Annotated in this window: 18 protein-coding genes; 1 reads left to right on the top strand and 17 read right to left on the bottom strand. The window is 65.6% G+C overall.

Features of this window, described 5'->3' with window-relative positions; all coding sequences use genetic code 11:
• The first annotated feature begins 39 nt into the window (after positions 1-39).
• A complete protein-coding gene (xth, locus tag ACF8NF_RS00965; RefSeq protein ID WP_016451300.1) occupies positions 40-816 on the top strand; it encodes an exodeoxyribonuclease III in 777 nt (258 codons plus the stop codon).
• 15 nt (positions 817-831) lie between these two features.
• On the opposite strand, the gene ACF8NF_RS00970 is transcribed toward xth, so the two are convergent.
• The 17 genes from ACF8NF_RS00970 to hfq form a co-directional block, all read right to left on the bottom strand.
• Positions 832-1,644, bottom strand: a complete 813-nt coding sequence (locus ACF8NF_RS00970) for a hypothetical protein (protein ID WP_227472451.1) — start codon at positions 1,642-1,644, stop codon at positions 832-834.
• Positions 1,645-1,787: 143 nt separating this feature from the next.
• Positions 1,788-3,356 carry a nitrogen regulation protein NR(I) gene (ntrC, locus tag ACF8NF_RS00975; protein WP_392449932.1) on the bottom strand — a complete coding sequence of 523 codons (1,569 nt, stop codon included), beginning with the start codon at positions 3,354-3,356 and terminating at the stop codon, positions 1,788-1,790.
• A 45-nt stretch (positions 3,357-3,401) separates the two neighbouring features.
• Positions 3,402-4,478 carry a nitrogen regulation protein NR(II) gene (gene glnL, locus ACF8NF_RS00980; RefSeq protein ID WP_016447543.1) on the bottom strand — a complete coding sequence of 359 codons (1,077 nt, stop codon included), beginning with the start codon at positions 4,476-4,478 and terminating at the stop codon, positions 3,402-3,404.
• A 30-nt stretch (positions 4,479-4,508) separates the two neighbouring features.
• Positions 4,509-5,012, bottom strand: coding sequence for a hypothetical protein (locus ACF8NF_RS00985; protein WP_017404153.1), 504 nt, complete (start codon positions 5,010-5,012; stop codon positions 4,509-4,511).
• A 180-nt stretch (positions 5,013-5,192) separates the two neighbouring features.
• Complete coding sequence (glnA, locus tag ACF8NF_RS00990) at positions 5,193-6,608, bottom strand: type I glutamate--ammonia ligase (protein ID WP_016447544.1); 1,416 nt, start codon at positions 6,606-6,608, stop codon at positions 5,193-5,195.
• Between the two features lie 225 nt (positions 6,609-6,833).
• Positions 6,834-7,652 carry a molybdopterin-binding protein gene (locus ACF8NF_RS00995; protein ID WP_016447545.1) on the bottom strand — a complete coding sequence of 273 codons (819 nt, stop codon included), beginning with the start codon at positions 7,650-7,652 and terminating at the stop codon, positions 6,834-6,836.
• Positions 7,649-8,548 carry an EI24 domain-containing protein gene (locus ACF8NF_RS01000; protein ID WP_016447546.1) on the bottom strand — a complete coding sequence of 300 codons (900 nt, stop codon included), beginning with the start codon at positions 8,546-8,548 and terminating at the stop codon, positions 7,649-7,651. Before ACF8NF_RS01000 ends, ACF8NF_RS00995 begins: the two co-directional genes overlap by 4 nt.
• 15 nt (positions 8,549-8,563) lie before the next feature.
• Positions 8,564-9,544, bottom strand: a complete 981-nt coding sequence (locus ACF8NF_RS01005; protein WP_013801177.1) for a sterol desaturase family protein — start codon at positions 9,542-9,544, stop codon at positions 8,564-8,566.
• A 39-nt stretch (positions 9,545-9,583) separates the two neighbouring features.
• Positions 9,584-10,402 (bottom strand): polysaccharide deacetylase family protein, encoded by an 819-nt coding sequence (locus ACF8NF_RS01010; protein WP_046984225.1) that lies wholly within the window; start codon positions 10,400-10,402, stop codon positions 9,584-9,586.
• Entirely contained in the window at positions 10,402-11,664 is a 1,263-nt protein-coding gene (locus ACF8NF_RS01015) for a YncE family protein (RefSeq protein WP_392449933.1), read from the bottom strand. Before ACF8NF_RS01015 ends, ACF8NF_RS01010 begins: the two co-directional genes overlap by 1 nt.
• A gap of 152 nt (positions 11,665-11,816) precedes the next feature.
• Positions 11,817-12,341 (bottom strand): phosphoribosyltransferase, encoded by a 525-nt coding sequence (locus ACF8NF_RS01020; protein ID WP_012206807.1) that lies wholly within the window; start codon positions 12,339-12,341, stop codon positions 11,817-11,819.
• Between the two features lie 43 nt (positions 12,342-12,384).
• Complete coding sequence (locus tag ACF8NF_RS01025) at positions 12,385-13,761, bottom strand: adenylosuccinate synthase (protein ID WP_012206808.1); 1,377 nt, start codon at positions 13,759-13,761, stop codon at positions 12,385-12,387.
• 39 nt (positions 13,762-13,800) lie between these two features.
• Complete coding sequence (locus tag ACF8NF_RS01030; protein ID WP_016447551.1) at positions 13,801-14,949, bottom strand: ATP phosphoribosyltransferase regulatory subunit; 1,149 nt, start codon at positions 14,947-14,949, stop codon at positions 13,801-13,803.
• A gap of 201 nt (positions 14,950-15,150) precedes the next feature.
• Entirely contained in the window at positions 15,151-16,041 is an 891-nt protein-coding gene (gene hflC, locus ACF8NF_RS01035; protein WP_016447552.1) for a protease modulator HflC, read from the bottom strand.
• 12 nt (positions 16,042-16,053) lie between these two features.
• A complete protein-coding gene (hflK, locus tag ACF8NF_RS01040) occupies positions 16,054-17,448 on the bottom strand; it encodes an FtsH protease activity modulator HflK (RefSeq protein WP_016447553.1) in 1,395 nt (464 codons plus the stop codon).
• Positions 17,449-17,519: 71 nt separating this feature from the next.
• A complete protein-coding gene (gene hflX / locus ACF8NF_RS01045) occupies positions 17,520-18,734 on the bottom strand; it encodes a GTPase HflX (protein WP_016447554.1) in 1,215 nt (404 codons plus the stop codon).
• 67 nt (positions 18,735-18,801) lie between these two features.
• Positions 18,802-19,053: an RNA chaperone Hfq gene (hfq, locus tag ACF8NF_RS01050; RefSeq protein ID WP_012206813.1), complete on the bottom strand. Its 252-nt coding sequence runs from the start codon at positions 19,051-19,053 to the stop codon at positions 18,802-18,804.
• Positions 19,054-19,137 lie beyond the last annotated feature (84 nt).

Genomic DNA, 19,137 nt, shown 5'->3' on the forward strand with positions numbered 1-19,137 from the left:
CCCGTGATGCGACAATCAAATCAAAGGACCATTCTTCAAATGAAAATCGCCACCTGGAACGTCAATTCCCTGTCCGTGCGCCTGCCGCAGGTGCTGGCCTGGCTGCAGGCCAATCCTGTCGATGCGCTGGCGCTGCAGGAGCTCAAGCTCACCGACGACAAGTTTCCGCTGCAGGCGCTGCAGGAGGCCGGCTACCACGCGGTCAGCCATGGACAGAAGACCTACAACGGCGTGGCCTGGCTGACGCGCACGCCGGTGCACGACGTGGTGCGCAATATCCCGGGCCTGGATGACGAGCAGGCCCGCATCATTGCCGCCACCCTCGATGCCGAAGGCGGCCCGGTGCGCCTGATCAACGGCTACTTCGTAAATGGGCAGGCGCCGGGCACCGACAAGTTCGCCTACAAGATGCGCTGGCTGCAGGCGCTGCAGGACTGGGTGAAAAGCGAGATGGCAGCCCATCCGCGCCTGGTGCTGGTGGGCGACTTCAACGTGGCGCCCGAGGACCGCGACTCCTACGATCCCATCGGCCTGAAGGACACGATCCACCACACGGTGGAAGAGCGCACGCATTTCCAGGCGCTGCTGCAGCTGGGCCTGACCGATGCATTCCGCATGTTCGACCAGCCCGAGAAAAGCTATTCGTGGTGGGACTACCGGATGCTGGGTTTCCAGAAGAACCGGGGCCTGCGCATTGACCATATCCTGGTCAGCGAGGCCTTGCGTCCCAGCGTCACCGCCTGCATCGTGGACCGCGCGCCGCGCAAGAATCCGCAGCCCAGCGACCATGCGCCGGTCGTCGTGACATTGGGCTAGGTTTTCGGACTTGCGCTACAGCATGTAGCGGCGCAGCCAGTGGATGGCCTCGATATGGCCGCGCAGCATCAGGGACTGGCGGTGAAGAATCTCGCTGAGCGCCCTGGGCAGGCGTGCCTGCTCGGCGGCCTCATAGGCGCTCAGCCATTGCTGCTGGCAGGACTCGGCCTGGTCCAGCACGTAGTCCGCGCCCTCTTCCCTGCCCAGCAGCCCGTCCCAGAAGGCGTTGCGACGCAGTGCGGCACGGCTGTCGCGCACGGGCAGCACCACGCCGCCGTTGGCGTCGATGGCGCGTTCCAGGTCATCGACCAGGACCTGGCTGGCATTGAAGTGGCGCGCCAGTACCTGGCCTATCAGTCCCTGGGGCATGGGATCCATGCATTCGCCCAACCGGACATGGGCCTGGCGACCCAGGGCCAGCACGGCATTGAGCAGCGCCGTGGTCTGCAGTTCCAGCGTGGAAGCCGCAGGCTGTGCGGGCGTGCGCCGGCGCGCCTGCAGCCAGGAGGCCTCCACGGCCTCACGCACCTGGTTCCAGTGCAGCAGGCTGCCACCCCGTTCCTGCTCCCAGCGTTCTTCCAGCCGGGCTTCTGCGGACTCGAAATCCTGCTGCGCGTGTTCCGGCGACAGGGAAGCCTTCCAGCCCAGTGCATAGGCGGGCCGGTATTGGTCGTAGCCGCGCCCCGGCACGAAGTACGGCTCCAGGAAATAGCGGTCATGCCAGTACGCATCGACCGGCTCGCCGAGCTTGCGCGGTGTCGATGGGTACATCACGCCCGGGCGGGCGGGTTTGGCCTTTTGCCAGAGGTTGGAGAGGACTGTGGGCACGATAGGTCGGGACGTAGGCCGTTCCAGCGAAGAGGACTCCATTGTCCCCAGCCCGGGCGGCACGGCCCGTCAGCACCCCGGGCGCCGGCCTGTAGGAGTCGGACCCTTGCCAAGGCAAGGGCCCAGCCGCCCGCCGGCTTGCCTTACTCGAAGGCGTCCTCGTCCATGCCCAGCTCCTGCAACTTGCGGGTGATGGTGTTGCGGCCTATGCCCAGGCGCTGGGCGGCCTCGACCCGGCGGCCGTGGGTGACGGCCAGGGCCGAGCGGATCAGCTGCGCCTCGAAGCGGCGGGACAGCTGGTCCCAGACCTCGCCATGCCCCTGGGCATGGGTGTGCTCCAGCAGCTGGCGCGCCTGCTGCCCCAGCAGATGCACCCAGTCCAGGTCGGACGTGGCCAGTCCCCCGTCATGCGGCTGGGCCAGCGACGGGGCTGGCATGGCGATGCGGCCCACTCCCTCTTCCGCCACGGCCGGCGCATGCGACAGCACCACCGGTGCGGGCACGCCGGCATTGCCGCCGCCCACGGGTGGCGCGGCCTCGCCCAGCACCTCGGGAGGCAGGTCCTTGACCGAGATGACCTGGGCTGGCGCCATGACGGTCAGCCAGTGGCAGATGTTCTCCAGCTGGCGCACGTTGCCGGGAAAGGCGAACGACTGCAGCCGCTGCATGGCATCGACCCCCATGCGCTTGGGCTCCACGCCCAGCTGCCGCGCGCTTTGCTGCAGGAAGTGGCGTGCCAGCATGGGCACGTCTTCGTTGCGCTCGCGCAGCGCGGGCAGGCGCAGGCGGATGACGTTGAGGCGGTGGAACAGATCCTCGCGGAAGGCGCCGTTGCGCACGCGCTGCTCCAGGTCCTGGTGGGTGGCGGCGATGACGCGCACATGTGCCTTGACGGCCTGGTGGCCGCCCACGCGGTAGAAATGCCCGTCCGACAGCACACGCAGCAGGCGCGTCTGCAGGTCGAAAGGCATGTCGCCGATTTCATCGAGAAAGAGCGTGCCGCCCTCGGCCTGCTCGAAGCGGCCGCGCCGCTGGGTCTGTGCGCCCGTGAAGGCGCCGCGCTCGTGGCCGAACAGCTCGGACTCCAGCAGGTCCTTGGGGATGGCGGCGGTGTTGATGGCCACGAAGGGGCCGCCCGCCACGGGCGAGTGCTTGTGCAGCGCGCGCGCCACCAGTTCCTTGCCCGAGCCCGACTCGCCCGTGACCAGCACCGTGACCTGGCTCTGGCTGAGCCGGCCGATGGCGCGAAAGACGTCCTGCATGGCAGGCGCCTGGCCCAGCATCTCGGCCTGCAGCGGGGCCTGTGCCTCGGCCACGTCCTCGCGCAGGCTTTCCTCGACGGCGCGGCGGATGAGCTCCACCGCCTTGGGCAGGTCGAAGGGTTTGGGCAGGTACTCGAAGGCTCCGCGCTGGAAGGCCGAGACGGCACTGTCCAGGTCGGAGTACGCGGTCATGATGATGACGGGCAGGCCGGGCTGCTGGGCGCGGATCTGCTCGAGCAGTTCCAGGCCGGAGCCGCCGGGCATGCGGATATCGCTGACCAGCACCTGTGGTGGCTGGCGCGCCGGGTCGCTGGCATCGACATCGGACAGTGCCGTGAGCACGTCGCGCGCCTGAACGAAGCTGCGCGTTGCCCAGCCTTCCCGGCCCAGTGCCTTTTCCAGCACGAAGCGGATGGAAGGGTCATCATCCACGATCCAGATCGGTTTCATTGGTGGTGCTTCCTTCCCTTGTTGCAGTGTTGACTTCCGTGGGCCTCAAGGCAGGGGAATGAGGATGCGGAAATCCGTGCGGCCCGGCTGGCTTTCACATTCGATCAGCCCCTGGTGGCGCTGCACGAAGGTCTGCGCCAGCGTCAGCCCCAGTCCCGAACCGCCATCCCTTCCCGATACCAGCGGATAGAAGATCCGCTCCTTGATGGCATCGGGAACGCCTGGCCCGTTGTCGATCACATGCAATTCCAATGCCAACCGGTAGCGTTGGCGACCAAAAGTTACCTGGCGCGCCACACGGGTTCTCAAAATGATCTCGGCATCGCCGGCCGCGATGCGTTCGTGCAAGGCCTGCGCCGCGTTCTGGACGATGTTGAGCACGGCCTGGATCAGCTGTGCGCTGTCGCCCCGGAACTCGGGAATGGAGATGTCGTAGTCGCGCGTAATGGTCAGCCCTGCAGGATGCTCGACGAGCACCAGCGAACGCACGCGCTCGCAGACTTCGTGGATGTTGACGTCACCGACCTCGTGCGGATGGCGGTGCGGCGCCAGCAGCCGGTCGACCAGCGCCTGCAGACGGTCGGCCTCGTGGATGATGACTTCGGTGTACTCGCGCAGCTCGGGCGCGTCCAGATCCATCTGCAGCAACTGGGCCGCGCCACGGATGCCGCCCAGCGGGTTCTTGATCTCGTGGGCCAGGTTGCGGATCAGCTCCTTGTGCGCCTGGGCCTGCTCGCGCAAACGCTCCTCGCGGTCCTGGCGTGCCTGCTGCTCCAGCGGCCAGAACTCCACCAGCACATGGCCGGGCCGCTCGGCCAGGGAAACCGTGACGTGCACAGGAAGCGCATCGCCCCCCACGCGGTGCAGGCTGGCCTCGAAGCGCAGGGCGGCGAAGTCGTTGTCCTGGGCGCCGCGCAAGGCCTTGTCCAGCAAGGCCGGCTCGGTGAAGCAGGCAGCCAGCTCGCTGCCTTCGAGCATGCGGCGCGACAGGCCCAGTGCGTTCTCAAGGGCCGCGTTGGCGAAAAGCACGGCGCCTTGCTCGTCGAGCACGGTCATCAGCGTGCACAGCAGATCAAGCGCCTGATAGGAGGCCGGGGGCGCCGGCCGGTCGTCCTGGATCATGGCCGGGCTCGCATGGGCCGCTCGGGCCCGTCAGTTCTTGGGAAGTCGATCCAGTTCGCGGCGGATGCCGGCGACATCGCCTTCCTGCCGCGAGATGCTGCTCTTGAGCTGCTCGACACGTTCCAGATAGCCCTGGGGATTGCGCAACTCCAATGCGGTGCGCTGGGGATTGCCATCGTTGTACTCCTGACGCAGCTGTGTCAGCTTCTCCTGGGCGCGGGCCAGCTCGCTTTCGAGGATGGTCCGCGCATCGGAGTCGCGGGCCTTCTGGGCGCTGCTGTTGACCTTGGCCGGAGCGGGCGATCCTGCCGCAGGAGCGGCGGAGGTGCGCGGCGCCTGGCCGCCGCCCGAGGCCGCCGGCTTGCTGCCGCCATGGATCACCGTCACATGCCCGCCGTCCACCGGCTTGCAGTCCTTGGCCTTGGCCTGGCTGACGTTGTTGGTGTACTCGTTGCCGCAGCGGTAGATCACGTCCTGGGACCAGGCTCCTGCCGACAGCAGCGGCAGCAGCAGCGACACAAACAGTTTCTTCATTCCATTCCCTCGGGTAGCCAGATCGGAAGGGCCCGGCTTGTCCGGGCAAGTATCGCTCCATCTTCCGGGCTGGACGTCATTTCTTGAGCGGGACAACCCCTTTTGGTTCCGCGCCCAGCATACCCAGGTCCTGGCCGAAAGCAAAAAAGGCGGCTTGCGCCGCCTTTTTGCCGACCCGCCTTACAGCGAGAAGTACATGTCGTACTCGACCGGGTGCACGGCCTGACGGTAACGGGTCACTTCGCCCATCTTCAGCTCGATGTAGGCATCGAGCATGCTGTCCGAGAACACGCCGCCCTTGGTCAGGAACGAACGGTCTGCGTCCAGTGCTTCCAGGGCCTGGTCCAGGCTGTGGCAGACCGTGGGCACCAGCTTGTCCTCTTCCGGGGGCAGGTGGTACAGATCCTTGGTCGCGGCTTCGCCGGGATGGATCTTGTTTTCCACGCCGTCCAGACCTGCCATCAGCAGGGCCGAGAAGCCCAGGTAGGGGTTCATCAGCGGATCGGGGAAGCGTGCCTCGACGCGGCGGCCCTTGGGGTTGGCCACGTAGGGGATGCGGATCGATGCCGAGCGGTTCTTGGCCGAGTAGGCCAGCTTGACCGGAGCCTCGAAGCCGGGCACCAGGCGCTTGTAGCTGTTGGTGCCGGGGTTGGTGATGGCGTTCAGGGCACGGGCGTGCTTGATGATGCCGCCGATGTAGTACAGCGCGAAGTCGGACAGGCCGGCATAGCCGTCACCTGCGAACAGGTTCTTGCCATCCTTCCAGACGGACTGGTGCACGTGCATGCCGGAGCCGTTGTCGCCCGGATAGGGCTTGGGCATGAAGGTGGCGGTCTTGCCGTAGGTGTTGGCCACGTTCCAGATCACGTACTTCATGACCTGTGTCCAGTCGGCGCGCTCCACCAGGGTCGAGAACTTGGTGCCGATCTCGTTCTGGCCGGCGCCAGCCACTTCGTGGTGGAACACTTCGACGGGAATGCCCAGCTGCTCGAGCAGCAGCACCATCTCGGCGCGCAGGTCCTGGGTGCTGTCCACGGGCGGCACGGGGAAGTAGCCGCCCTTGTTGCGCGGACGGTGGCCACGGTTGCCGGACTCGAACTTGGCGCCGGAATTCCAGGGGGCTTCGTACTCTTCGATTTCGTAGAAGGTGCTGCCGGGTTCGGTGTTCCAGCGCACGCCGTCGAAGATGAAGAATTCAGGTTCGGGACCGAAGTAGGCGGTATCGCCCAGGCCCGAGGCCTTCAGATAGGCTTCGGCACGCTTGGCCACCGAGCGGGGATCGCGGTCGTAGGCCTTGCCATCGCCGGGTTCGATCACATCGCACTGCAGGAACAGCGTGGTCTCTTCAAAGAAGGGGTCGATGTTCGCGGTGGCGGGATCGGGCATCAGTTGCATGTCCGATGCTTCAATGCCCTTCCAGCCTGCCACCGACGAGCCGTCGAAGGCGTGGCCCGAGGTGAACTTGTCTTCGTCGAAGTGCGACACCGGCACCGTGACGTGCTGCTCCTTGCCACGGGTGTCCGTAAAACGAAGGTCCACGAATTTGACCTCGTTCTCCTTCACCATGTTCAACACGTCTGCAACGGTCTTTGCCATCAGATCTCTCCTGCCAATCTGGCTGATCAAAAAAGATAAATACTCTTAAGCAGTTTGCGTGCCAGGCTGCATCCATTGAGTGCATGCCCGCAGACTGGCACCTGCTTGGCGCGCCAGCCCCGTGATTCTGCCGCCTTGCGTGGGCGTTGTGGATGACATTGCAGCCTGGCCCGGCCCGAGTGACCACTCACCAAATCGGTGCAGATTTGGATGAAGGGCCGCAAATCAGATATTGCGCACCAATTCAGGGCCAAGACTTGCACCAAATGAGTGCAAACCTTCCAGCAGCGTGGGCCAGGCCTTGGTGACGGCACCAGCTTCGCCCTTGACACCAAGTTCTATGTGCCGGCCGTGCTTGGAATCATCCACGCTGGGCAGGCTGAACACCTTGACGCCCGGGTGGTCGCGCTCTATGGCCACCATCAGCGGCGTCAGCGTGGCTTCCATGCCGCCGTAGACGATGACCGAATGCTCCCGCTGCACCGTGCTGTGGAAATGCTTGGCATAGCGCTGCTCCAGCACCCACTCGACCATGGGCCAGGCCATGACCGGGAAGCCGGGCACGAAGTGCACCGTGCCGCTGGCGCCCGAACAGGAAAAGCCCGGGATCTTGTTGTAGACGTTGGGGATGATGCGCGCGCCTTCGGGGAAGTTGCCCATCTGCAGCCGGTGCAGGTTGTCGGCCCGCTGGGGCTCGTAGGGCTTGCCTTCCTCGGTGGCCACATCGCGCATGCGTTCGCGGATCAGGGCCACGGCTTCCGGGTGCAGGGCCAGCGGCACGCCCAGGGCCTCGGCCGCGCATTGGCGCGTGTGGTCGTCGGGCGTGGCGCCTATCCCGCCAAAGCTGAAGACCACGGCCTGCGATGCGAAGGCGCGGCGCAGGGCGTCGGTGATGCGTGCCCTATCGTCACCCACGTACTCGGCATGGGCCAGGGACAGGCCACGCGCGCCCAGCAGCTCTATCAGCTTGGGAAGGTGCTTGTCGGCACGCTTGCCCGACAGGATTTCGTCTCCGATGATGAGTGCGCCAACTTGAAGGGTCATGTGGTCTTTTCTTGCGGGGTGGGGGGAACAGGGGCTGTGCCGGAGCCTTGCGGCGCGTCGGGAGCGTAGGGAATGATGGGTGCTTCGGGCAGCGCCGGCTCCTCCTCGCGCATGCGCTGCAGCGCCGCCAGGCAGAAATGGGCAAACCACAGCGAGGAGAAGGCGAAGATCAGCGCATAGATCCAGATGGCCACCGGAATCAGTATCCAGAAGGCTGCAACGAAGACCACGCCCGAGGCCCAGACAATGGCCGGAGCCGCCCCCAGGTAGCCACAGACCACGCCCATGAGCATCAGCGCCAGGCGGTGGCGCAGGAACAGGCTGCGGCGTTCTGGCTTGCTGGCGTGGGCAGACAGCGCGTCGAAGGCCATGACGCGGTAGGTCAGCCAGCCCCAGATCAGCGGGGGGATCACCACCACCAGGGGAGGCACGAACCACAATGGAACCGATACCAGCAACGCGATCAGGGCGATCAGCGAGGAGCCGGCCGACCACAGCAGGCTGCCGATCAGGGTGGCACCCTGCCTGCGCTCGAGTGCCGGAAAGCGCCGTTGCGCCACCAGCTCGACCAGGGCCGGCGTCATGAACAGCGCCACCAGCAGCAGCGAGACCACGACCAGCACCGGCGTGACCGAGAGAACGACCAGCACCGGCGCCACCAGCTCGGGCAGCGATTGCACGCCCATCCAGGACCAGACCGTGTGCAGCCAGCCCACGCCCTGCAGGACTCCTTCCGTCCAGACCACGGCATCGGCCCAGAAGAAGTAACCCAGCAGCCAGGCCGTGATGGCCATGAAGAGCAGGGGAAACAGCGACCATGCAATCACCCGCTTATGCAGGCAATACGCCGTCGCACGCCAGAAGGAATCGAGTAGCAAGCCCATGCCGGCAAGCATACCCCGAGCCCAGCCTCAAGCGCGACCCATCAACCTTAGGAACCCACGCCATTGCTGGGCCCAAAAGCCCTGGCCGTAGTCGCGCAGCTGGCCCTGGGCATTGGGCTGGACCTGGTCGCGCACGCCGGTGGGATCGAAGCGCAGCTCGAAATTGGCGGTGCCGAACAGCATGTCCCACCAGGGCAGGAGCACGCCGAAGTTGTTGCCATGCGCCTTCTTGTTGCGCACGGGCGCCATGGGCTCGTGGCCAATGCCGATGGCGTGGTGGCGGCGGTGAAAGCGCGGGCTGATCCACAGCCGCTCGCCGATGGTGCCGAACCAGACGCGCAGGTTGGCATGCTGGAAGCTCTCGCTGAGCTGGGTGAAGGCCACGATGGCCACGAACTGGCCTGGAGCCACGCCGATGAGCTGGGCCACGAGCACGATGATGGTGTCGCGGATCACATCGTCGAGCAGGTGATTGCGGTTGTCGCTCCAGACCGTCATCTGGCGTTGCGAGTGGTGCAGCGCATGCAGCTTCCACCACCAGCCGATGCTGTGCTGGCCCCGGTGTATCCAGTAGTCGAGGAAGTCGAAGGCCAGCAGGTAGATGATCAGGCTGACCCAGGCCAGATCGGTCACGCCGGGCCAGACACCGTCCAGGTGAAAGCTCGGCAGGCCCCAGACATGCAGGCGGCCCATGAGCTCGTCCCACAGCGGGTCCAGCGTGAAGAACAGCGCCAGCCTGAACAGGCCCAGCCGGTGCACCACGGTATAGATGATGTCCACATGGATGGCGCGCCGGTCGGTAACGGGCTCGACGGGCCGCCAGTACTGCAGCGGCGCGATCACGGCCACCATGATGAAGATCTGCAGCAGGCCCACCAGCAGCCAGCCTGTGGCGTCGTAGGCATCCTCCAGCAGGCTGGCCTGTCCCAGCCAAAAGAGCACAGGCTGGACAACGCCCTCGAACAGGCGCTGCTGCGCATTACCGAACCACTGAATCCACCAGTCCACACCACGCTCCCATCGCCCGCCGCGCTGCGCGCGCGGACGTCATGCGAATTTTGCTATCCAATCCCGATAGTCGGGGTGCTCCCGCAGCGTGCGGAAGCAGAACCCCTGCTTGAGCAGGCCTGTGATCAAAGGTTCCAGCACGGCCGGTGCCCAGGGGTCCTTGCGTGACCAGATGCCCAGATGGGCCAGCAGGATGTCGCCGCTGCGGATGTTCTTGAGCGCCTGGGCCAGCAGCTGCGCATTCGGGTAGCGGTCGCTGGGCAGCTCGTCGCCCAGAAAGCCTGCGCTGGACCAGCCCACATGCATGTAGCCGCCCTGCCGCGCGGCGTCCAGCAGCGCGGGCGAGGTCTTGCCGCCGGGCGCACGGAACAGCGGCAGGGGCTTGCGCCCGGTGATCTGCTGCAGCCGCTGTGCAGCCCTGCGGATCTCGTCGCAATAGCCTGCCGCATCGACCGTGAAGCTCTCGTTGGCGCGTGGCCCGGCCGAGGGGCGCACGCGAAAGCCCGTGACCGGACCGTTCTTCGAGGCACGCAGATCACCGCGCCAGTACATGTGGTCGTAGGTGTGCGAGGCGAACTCATGGCCTTCGGCGGCGCGTGCGCGCCACCAGGGCGCCCAGGTCTCGCCCAGGCTGCCGTCGCCTTGCTGCGTGCGCTCGTTGGCGGCAAAGAAGGTCACTGGCACGCCATGGCGCTTGAGCACCTCGGCCACCAGGTCGGCAATGCCCATGTGGCCCGTGTCGAACGTCAGGTACACGGTCTTGGCGCAGCCCGTGCCCTGCCCTGCGGCCATCGCGGGGCGCAGCAGGCTGAAGGCGGCGGCGCCAGCCAGCGATTGCGCAAAGAGTCTGCGGTCCATCAGCGCTGCGCGTGGGCCAGTGTCCAGACACCGTGGGGCGACTTGCCGACCTTGACCTGCTGGACCACCTTCTTTTCGACGGTGTCGATCACCGACAGCTTGCGCGCCCAGCGCGAGCTGACCAGCAGGTAGCGGCCGTCGGCGGAAACGTCCATGCAGTCCGGGCCTCCCGGGGCCGGGTAGCTGGCCACGACCTGGTTGGTCTGCATGTCGATCTTGCTGATGGTGTTGGCCACGCGGTTGCTCACATACAGGTGGCGGCCATCGCCGGCGGCACGCATGGCGTGGGCGCCAGCGGCTGTCTTGATGCGGGCCACGCTGCGCGGCTCGGGGCCGGTGATGTCGAACACTTCCACGCCATCGCTGCCGGTCAGGCCGATGAACAGCTTGGTGCCGTCCGGGCTGCCATAGAGATCGGCCGGCATGGGGCCGGTGGGCACGCGGGCCTTGATGGTCTGCGTGGCGATGTCGATGGCCACCAGGGCATCGCTGTCCTGCATGGTGGAATAGATGGTCGTGCTCCTGGCATCGATCCAGAGATGGCTGGGCGTCTTGCCCGTGGGCACGCGCTTGACCAACTGCGGGTTCTGGCCATCCCAGCGGTAGATGTCGATGTGGTTGAGGCGGTTGGCCGCCGTGACGAACCACTTCATGTCCGGGCTGAAGCGCAGGTGATAGGGGTCGATGATGTCGCGGATCACGCGCTGCACCTCGCCCGTGCGCGGATCGACCAGGGTCAGGGTATCGCCCAGCGCATTGGCCACGACCAGCGATTTCTCGTCAGGCGTGAGGTAGAGGTGGTGCGGCTCCTTGCCCGTGGGAATGCGGGCCGTCTCCTGCCAGGTGACCGGGTCCACGATGCTGATGTTGGCATCGAGCGAGTTGAGCACGAAGATGGGCGTGGGGCCCTGGGTCTGCGGCGGCGGCGTGACACGCGCAACTGGCGCTACCGGGGCAGCAGAGGCCGCAGGCACGGAAGGCGCGGCTGGAACGGCAGCGGCCTGAGCCGATGCAGCCTGCGCCTGGACGGCTGCAGGCGTGGCTGAGGCCGCACGGGCCGATTTGGATCCGGGCAGGGACGCCACGGCCAGCCAGGCCAGCGCACCGCCGCCCACAACCAAAGCCACAGCCGCGCCCAAGCGCCCGACGGAAAGACGTTTCACAAAGCACCACCTTCTGAGAATCTGCGCAGTGTAGCCGCGCCATTCAGCCCTCGGACGCTCTAGGGCATCGGCTTTTGAAGCTGTGCAAAAAACCGACATTTACGCGACGTTGGCCCGAGATATCGCGACAAGCGCGCCAACCCATGACTTGCATCAAGGCATGACGACAACGCATGAAAACGCAGGCCACAACGACAAAGGGAGCCGGTTGGCTCCCTTTGCAGGCAAGGACCTTGAAAGCGCAACGGCTCTCAGATCTTCCACTTTTCCATGAGCTTTTCGGGACGCAGCGTGTCGTAGTGCTCGAAAGGCTGGTGGATCCAGGGGTTGGTCGGCAGGTAGTCCACCGAGTAGTCAGGCGTGAACGCGGACAGGCCCTTGGTCCAGATCACGGCGCTGCGCAGCTCGGTGATCGGCGGATAGTTGGTCTTGAGCATGGCGATCACGGCATTCAGCGTGTGGCCCGAATCGGCCAGGTCATCGACCAGCAGCACGCGGCCGGCAATCTCGCCCTTGGGCGTGGTGATGAAGCGCGCGATGTCCAGATGGCCCTGCACCGTGCCGGCCTCGGCGCGGTAGGAGCTGGTGGACATGATGGCCAGCGGCTTGTCGAAGATGCGGCTGAGCATGTCACCGGGGCGCAGGCCGCCACGGGCCAGGCAGAGAATGGTGTCGAATTCCCAGCCGGACTGGTGCACTTTGATCGCGAGCTTTTCGATCAGTCCGTGGTATTCGTCGTAGCTCACATACAGGTGTTGACCGTCTTCCGTCAGCATGGAATGGCTCCTGGTTCAATCTTGGGGTTCAAACGCCAGCAGTTCACTGGGCGGCGTAGGGGTTTTGCATCAGGATGGTGTGATCCCGGTCGGGGCTGGTCGAAACCATGGCGATGGGCACGCCCGTCACTTCCTCGATGCGCTCCAGATAGCGGCGGGCATTGGCCGGCAGCTTGTCGTAGTCGGTCACGCCCACGGTGGAATCGGTCCAGCCGGGGATGGATTCATAGATGGGCTTGCAGCGGGCGATCTCGTCGGCGCCCATGGGCAGCAGGTCGATCTTTTCGCCGTCCAGCTCATAGCCCACGCACAGCAGCAGTTCCTGCAGGCCGTCGAGCACGTCGAGCTTGGTGATGCACAGGCCCGACAGGCCGTTGACCTGGGCGCTGCGCTTGAGCAGCGCGGCGTCGAACCAGCCGCAGCGGCGCGAGCGGCCGGTGGTCACGCCCTTTTCGGCGCCCACGGTGCTCATGTGCCAGCCTGGCGTGCCTTCCTTTTCCCAATCCAGTTCGGTGGGGAAAGGACCGCCGCCCACGCGGGTGCAGTAGGCCTTGGTGATGCCCAGGATGTAGTGCAGCATGCCGGGGCCCACGCCCGAGCCTGCAGCCGCATTGCCGGCGACGCAGTTGGACGAGGTGACATAGGGATAGGTGCCGTGGTCCACGTCCAGCAGCGTGCCCTGCGCGCCTTCGAACAGCAGGTTGGCGCCTTCGGCGTGCGCGGCGTTCAGCTCGCGGGAGACATCGGCCATCATGGGCTTGAGCAGCTCCGCATGGCGCATGGCCTCTTCGTACACCGCGTCGAATTGCACTTCGCCATCCTTGATGTACGGCTTGAGCGCGTCACCGAAGGTGAAGTTCTTCGAGCCCAGCACGTTGACCAGGATGTGGTTGTGCAGGGCCAGCAGTTCGCGCAGCTTGGTGGCAAAGCGCTCGGGGTACTTGAGGTCCTGCACGCGCAGTGCGCGGCGGGCAATCTTGTCTTCGTAGGCGGGGCCGATGCCACGGCCGGTGGTGCCGATCTTCTCGGTGCCGCCCTGCTCGCGCGCCGCTTCACGCGCCACGTCCAGCGCCGAGTGGAAGGGCAGGATCAGCGGGCAGGCTTCGGACACGCGCAGGCGGTCGCGCACTTGCACGCCGGCCTTCTCCAGGCCTTCGATTTCCTCGAACAGCTTGGCGGCCGACAGCACCACGCCGTTGCCGATATAGCACTTCACGCCGGGGCGCATGATGCCGCTGGGAATCAGGTGCAGCGCGGTCTTCACACCATTGATGACCAGCGTGTGGCCCGCATTGTGGCCACCCTGGAAGCGGACCACGCCCTGGGCGCTTTCGGTCAGCCAGTCCACCAGCTTGCCCTTGCCTTCGTCACCCCACTGGGTGCCGACCACGACCACGTTGCGACCTTTGGTAGCTTTCATATTCAAATCCGATGAAATCCGAAGAAATTGACAAATGCGTCAGATGGCTTGCACGGCCCACTGCCCGGCAACCTGCACGAGCTCACGGTCGCAGTGGAACTCGTCCACTTCGCTTTCATGGCCTGGCAGCACGCAGACCACGGTCTCGCCCTGCCGGCGCAATGCCGCGATGGCGGCTGCCACCTGGGGATCGTCGCCCCAGGGCGCACGGATGGCAGCCTTGAGCGGGCGCTCGGGCACGACGGCCACGAGCTGCTTGATGTCCAGGCTGAAGCCGGCGGCGGGCCGGTTGCGGCCAAAGACCGCGCCCACCTCGTCATAACGGCCGCCGCGCACCAGCGCGTCGCTGGCACCCGGAACATAGATGGCGAAGCGCGTGCCGCTGTAGTAGGCATAGCCGCGCAGATCGGCCAGATCAAAGCTCACGTTCACGCCTTCCAGGCGCTGGGCAAGCCAGCGCAGCTGGTCCAGCAGAGGCTGCACGCCTGCCGTGCGCGCCAGCAGCTTCTCGGCGCGGTCCAGCACCTCGATGCCGCCGTACAGCTGCAGCAAGGCCATCAGGCCTTCGCGCGAGGCGACGGGGAAGTCCCGGGTGAGGCGCTCGAGTTCGCTCGCATCCTTGGCGGCCAGCGCGGCATGCACGCCGCGCAGCACCTGCATGTCCACCATCACGCCAGCCAGCAGGCTGCGCACGATGCGCACATCGGCCAGATCGACGTTGATGTCGGTGACGCCTGCGCTGCGCAGGCAGTCCAGCGCCAGGTGCAGTGCCTCCAGGTCGGCTTCCATGCCCTGGTGGCCGTAGATTTCGGCACCGAACTGCAGCGGCTCACGCGTGGCGCGGGGGCGGTCAGGGCGGGCATGGACGACGGGGCCGCAGTAGCACAGGCGCGTGAGGCCCTTGCGGTTGAGCAGATGGGCGTCGATGCGAGCCACCTGCTGCGTGGTATCGGCACGCAGGCCCATGGTGCGGCCCGTCAGCTGGTCGATGAGCTTGCAGGTCTGCAGGTCCAGCGCCTCCCCTGTGCCGGTGAGCAGGGATTCGAGGTACTCCAGCATGGGCGGCATGACCAGTTCATAGCCATAGCCACGTGCGGTATCGAGCAGGCCTCGACGCAATTCTTCGATGTGCCGGGCCTCGGAAGGCAAGACATCGGCGATGTGATCCGGCAGGACCCAAGCAGACATGGAAAAAGGGGGAGGCTGTTAAAAACGTGATTCTACCGGCTGTTGCGGGCCAGCCCAAATTGGGGGTGTCCCAAGGCCCGCGAGGAGCGTTCGGTATTCCGAATCAATTCGGTGTGCGGGCGCCAGCGGCAGCGCAAGAAAAAACGGCGCCCCAACAGGGGCGCCGTGCATGGGCCGGGCGGCGTTGCCGCTCAGGCGTTCTTACTTTCCAGAGCTGCCGCCGTTGCGGTAGGCCTTGAAGAAGTCGGTCTGCGAAGGATCGAGCACAAGCACGTCGCTCTTCTTGGCAAAGCTGGACTTGTAGGCCTCCAGGCTGCGGTAGAACTGCGCGAACTGCGGGTCCTTGCCAAAGGCGTCGGCATAGGTGCGGGCGGCTTCCGCGTCGCCCTCGCCCTTGAGCTTCTGGGCATCGCGGTAGGCGTTGGCGATGGTGATCTCACGCTGGCGATCGGCCTCGGCACGGATCTTCTCGCCTTCGGCGGCGCCCGTGGAGCGCAGCTCGTTGGCCACGCGCTTGCGTTCGGCCTCCATGCGGCGATAGACCGATTCCGTGATGGTCTCGGCATAGTCCACGCGCGTGATGCGCACATCGACCACGTCCACGCCCCAGGGCTTGGCGCCGCGCACGGTCTCCAGCACTTCGCGCTTGACGTCGTTCATCAGCGCGTCGCGCTTGCTGGACAGAAGCTCGCGCACGGTGCGGCGGTTGATTTCCTCCTGGAAGGCGTTGCGCACCACGCGGTTGAGCTGCATGGCACCGGCCGACTCATCCAGGCCCACGTTGCGGATGTACTCCGACGGATCGGAGATGCGCCAGCGCACGTACCAGTCGATGACCACGCGCTGCTTTTCGGCAGTGAGCATGGGCTCGGTGTCGGTGCTGTCCAGTGTGAGCAGGCGCTTGTCGATGTAGCGCACGTTCTGGAACGGCGGCGGCATCTTGATGTTCAGGCCCGGCTCGGTGATCACTTCCTTGATCTGACCCAGGGCATAGACCACGCCGAACTGGCGCTGATCGACGACGAACAGCATGGAGCTGAGCAGCGCCAGCGCCAGAAGAATGCTGGTGATGAAAAATCCAACTCGGTTCACTTGGGCTGCTCCTCAGCGTGCTTCGCGGTCACGGCTGCGACTGCTGTCGCGGCTGCGCGCATCGTTCGAAAGGCCGGGAATGGCGGCAGGCGCAGGCGCCTGGGTGCTGGGGGCAGCCGAGCCATCGGCTGCCGGCACATTGCCGCTCACGCCTTGCATGATCTTGTCCAGCGGCAGGTACAGCAGGTTGGAGCCCTGGCGCGATTCCACCAGCACCTTGGTCACGTTGCCGTAGATCTGCTGCATGGTTTCCAGATACATGCGGTCGCGCGTGACCTGGGGCGCCTTCTGGTACTCGGTGAACACCGAGCTGAAGCGCTGCGCATCACCCTGGGCCTGGGCCACGATGCGGGCCTTGTAGCCATTGGCCTCTTCCAGCAGACGTGCCGCCGAGCCGGCTGCGCGGGGCACCACGTCGTTGGCATAGGCCTGGGCCTCGTTCTTGGCGCGCTCGCGCTCCTGGCCGGCACGCAGCACGTCGTCGAAGGCGGCCTGCACCTGCTCGGGCGGACGCACGCCGCCTTGCTGCAGGTTGATGCCCACGACTTCCACGCCCACCTTGTAGCGGTCCAGGATGGTCTGCATCAGGTCGCGCACGCGCGGCGCGATCTGGTCTCGCTCCTCGGCCAGCGCCGTGTCCATCTTCATCTTGCCGACGACTTCGCGCACGGCGGTCTCGGCGGCCTGGACCACGGCCTCGGACGGGTTCTTGCTCTCGAACAGCCAGGCACGCGCGTCGCTCAGACGGTACTGGACGGCGAACTTGATCTCGACGATGTTCTCGTCCTCGGTGAGCATGGCCGACTCGCGCAGGCCCGTGCTCTTGATGATGGTGTCGCGCCCCACGTCAGCCGAGCGGATCTGCGTCACGAACACCAGTTCATGGCGCTGGATCGGGTACGGCAGGCGCCAGTTGATGCCGGCACCCACCGTGCTCTTGTACTTGCCGAACTGGGTGATGACGGCCTGCTGGCCTTCCTGGACGATGAAGATGCCCGTGCCCATCCAGATGATGAAGGCAATGCCGGCAATCAGGCCCACGCCCATGCCGGCACTGCGCATGTCCGGCGGCTGGCTGCCACCGCCATTGCGCACGGGCGGCTGCCCGCGGCCACCGCCCGGCTTGCCGCCGAACAGGCCCGAAAGCTTGCGGTTGAGGTCACGCCACAGCTCGTCCAGATCCGGCGGTTGGCCACCCCCACCCGAGGAGGGACGGTTGTCACGGCTGTCGCGGTTGTCGCGTGCGGGTTCCGCAGGCGGCGGCGCAGCGGGACGGTCGGCATCGGGGCGCGAGGCATCGTCGTTCTTGTCGTCGCCACGTCCCCAGCGCGGATCATTCAGGTTGAACATCCCGCGAAGGCGCTGCGGCAGCATCGCCCAGCGATGGGCGCGTTGTGAAAGATTCATGCGAGAAGTCTCGGTTTCTTCGGTAAAGACAGGGACCCAATCGGCATTTTGCCCAATCAGGGCGCTAGCCCCTAGTATTCGGCGTCCTGCCCAGGGGGCATCGCGCCATCCACCTCCCCTTCGCCCCGCTCTTCACCACCATGCGCTTCGGCGTATTCCGCTTCTGCGCGCAGTGCGTGGTCGGCCAGCAGCTGCCGCAGCTGCGGCAGCCCCTCACCGGAGCGGGCGCTGACAAACACCCGTGAAACAGGTAGTCCGTCAAGCTCGTACTGGTCCTGCAACTGCGCTGGAAGCCGCTCTTCATCGACGGCATCGAGCTTGTTGAAAACCAGTACCAGAGGCACCTCCTGGGCACCGATTTCCTTCAGAACTTTCTGGACTTGTTGGATTTGTTCCGGGAAATTCGGATTGGAGGCGTCAACCACATGCAGCAGAAGATCGGCATCGATCGCCTCCTGCAACGTGGCCTGGAATGCATCGACCAGGCCGTGCGGCAGGTCGCGGATGAAGCCCACGGTGTCCGACAGGGACACCGATTGCCGGGCCTCGTTCAAATACAGCTGGCGCGTGGTCGTGTCCAGCGTGGCGAACAACTGGTCGGCCGCATAGGCCCGCGCCTTCACCAGCGCATTGAACAGCGTGGACTTGCCGGCGTTGGTGTAGCCAACCAGAGAGATATTGAAGATGCCATGGCGCTCGCGCCGGCGGCGCTGCGTGGCGCGTTGCTTCTTGACCTTCAGCAGCCGTTCCTTGGTGCGCTTGATCGATTCGTCGATCATGCGGCGATCCAGCTCGATCTGCTTTTCGCCAGGGCCGCCGCGCCCGCCGATGCCGCCCATCTGGCGCTCCAGGTGGGTCCAGCGGCGCACGAGGCGCGTGGCCACGTATTGCAGGCGCGCCAGCTCCACCTGCAGCTTGCCTTCATGGCTGCGGGCGCGCTGGGCGAAGATCTCCAGGATCAACAGGGTGCGGTCGTTGACCGGCATCTGCAGATGGCGCTCCAGATTGCGCTGCTGGGCCGGGCTCAGGGCCTGGTCGAACAGCACTTCCTGGGCACCGTGCATCTGGGCGAGCATGCGGATTTCGTCGGCCTTGCCGCTGCCCACGAACAGCGCCGCATCGGGCACCTTGCGCTTGCAGGTCAGGCGTGCAACGGGACGCAGGCCGGCCGTGCCGGCCAGCAGGCCCAGCTCTTCCAACTCGCCATCGAAATGGGGAAAGCCGAAATCCACGCCCACCAGCAGCACTGGCGTTGGCGTGGACCGGTCAAAAGATTCAGAACTCAAGAAAAACCTCTCCCGAAGGGTGAGGAAGCTCCCCGGCTGTGCGGGGAGGCATCAGGGCGCAGCGAGCTCAAGCGCTGGCGTCGCTGCCGGCAGCTTCGGCCGTGGAGAAGTTCACGGCGCGGCCGGGAACAATGGTGGAGATGGCGTGCTTGTAAACCATCTGGGTGACGGTGTTGCGAAGCAGAACCACGTACTGGTCGAAGGATTCGATCTGGCCTTGCAGCTTGATGCCGTTGACGAGGTAGATGGACACCGGCACATGTTCGCGGCGCAGCGCGTTCAGGAACGGGTCTTGGAGGAGTTGGCCTTTGTTGCTCACGATATTCTCCGTGTTCGAAGAGTGTTGTTGTAAACCGACACCTTACCACAGTGTTTTGGGCCCCCTGTCTGCACAAGGGTTTTC

It is taken from the genome of Delftia sp. WSY_22, assembly GCF_043104185.1.
Taxonomy (GTDB): domain Bacteria; phylum Pseudomonadota; class Gammaproteobacteria; order Burkholderiales; family Burkholderiaceae_C; genus Comamonas; species Comamonas tsuruhatensis.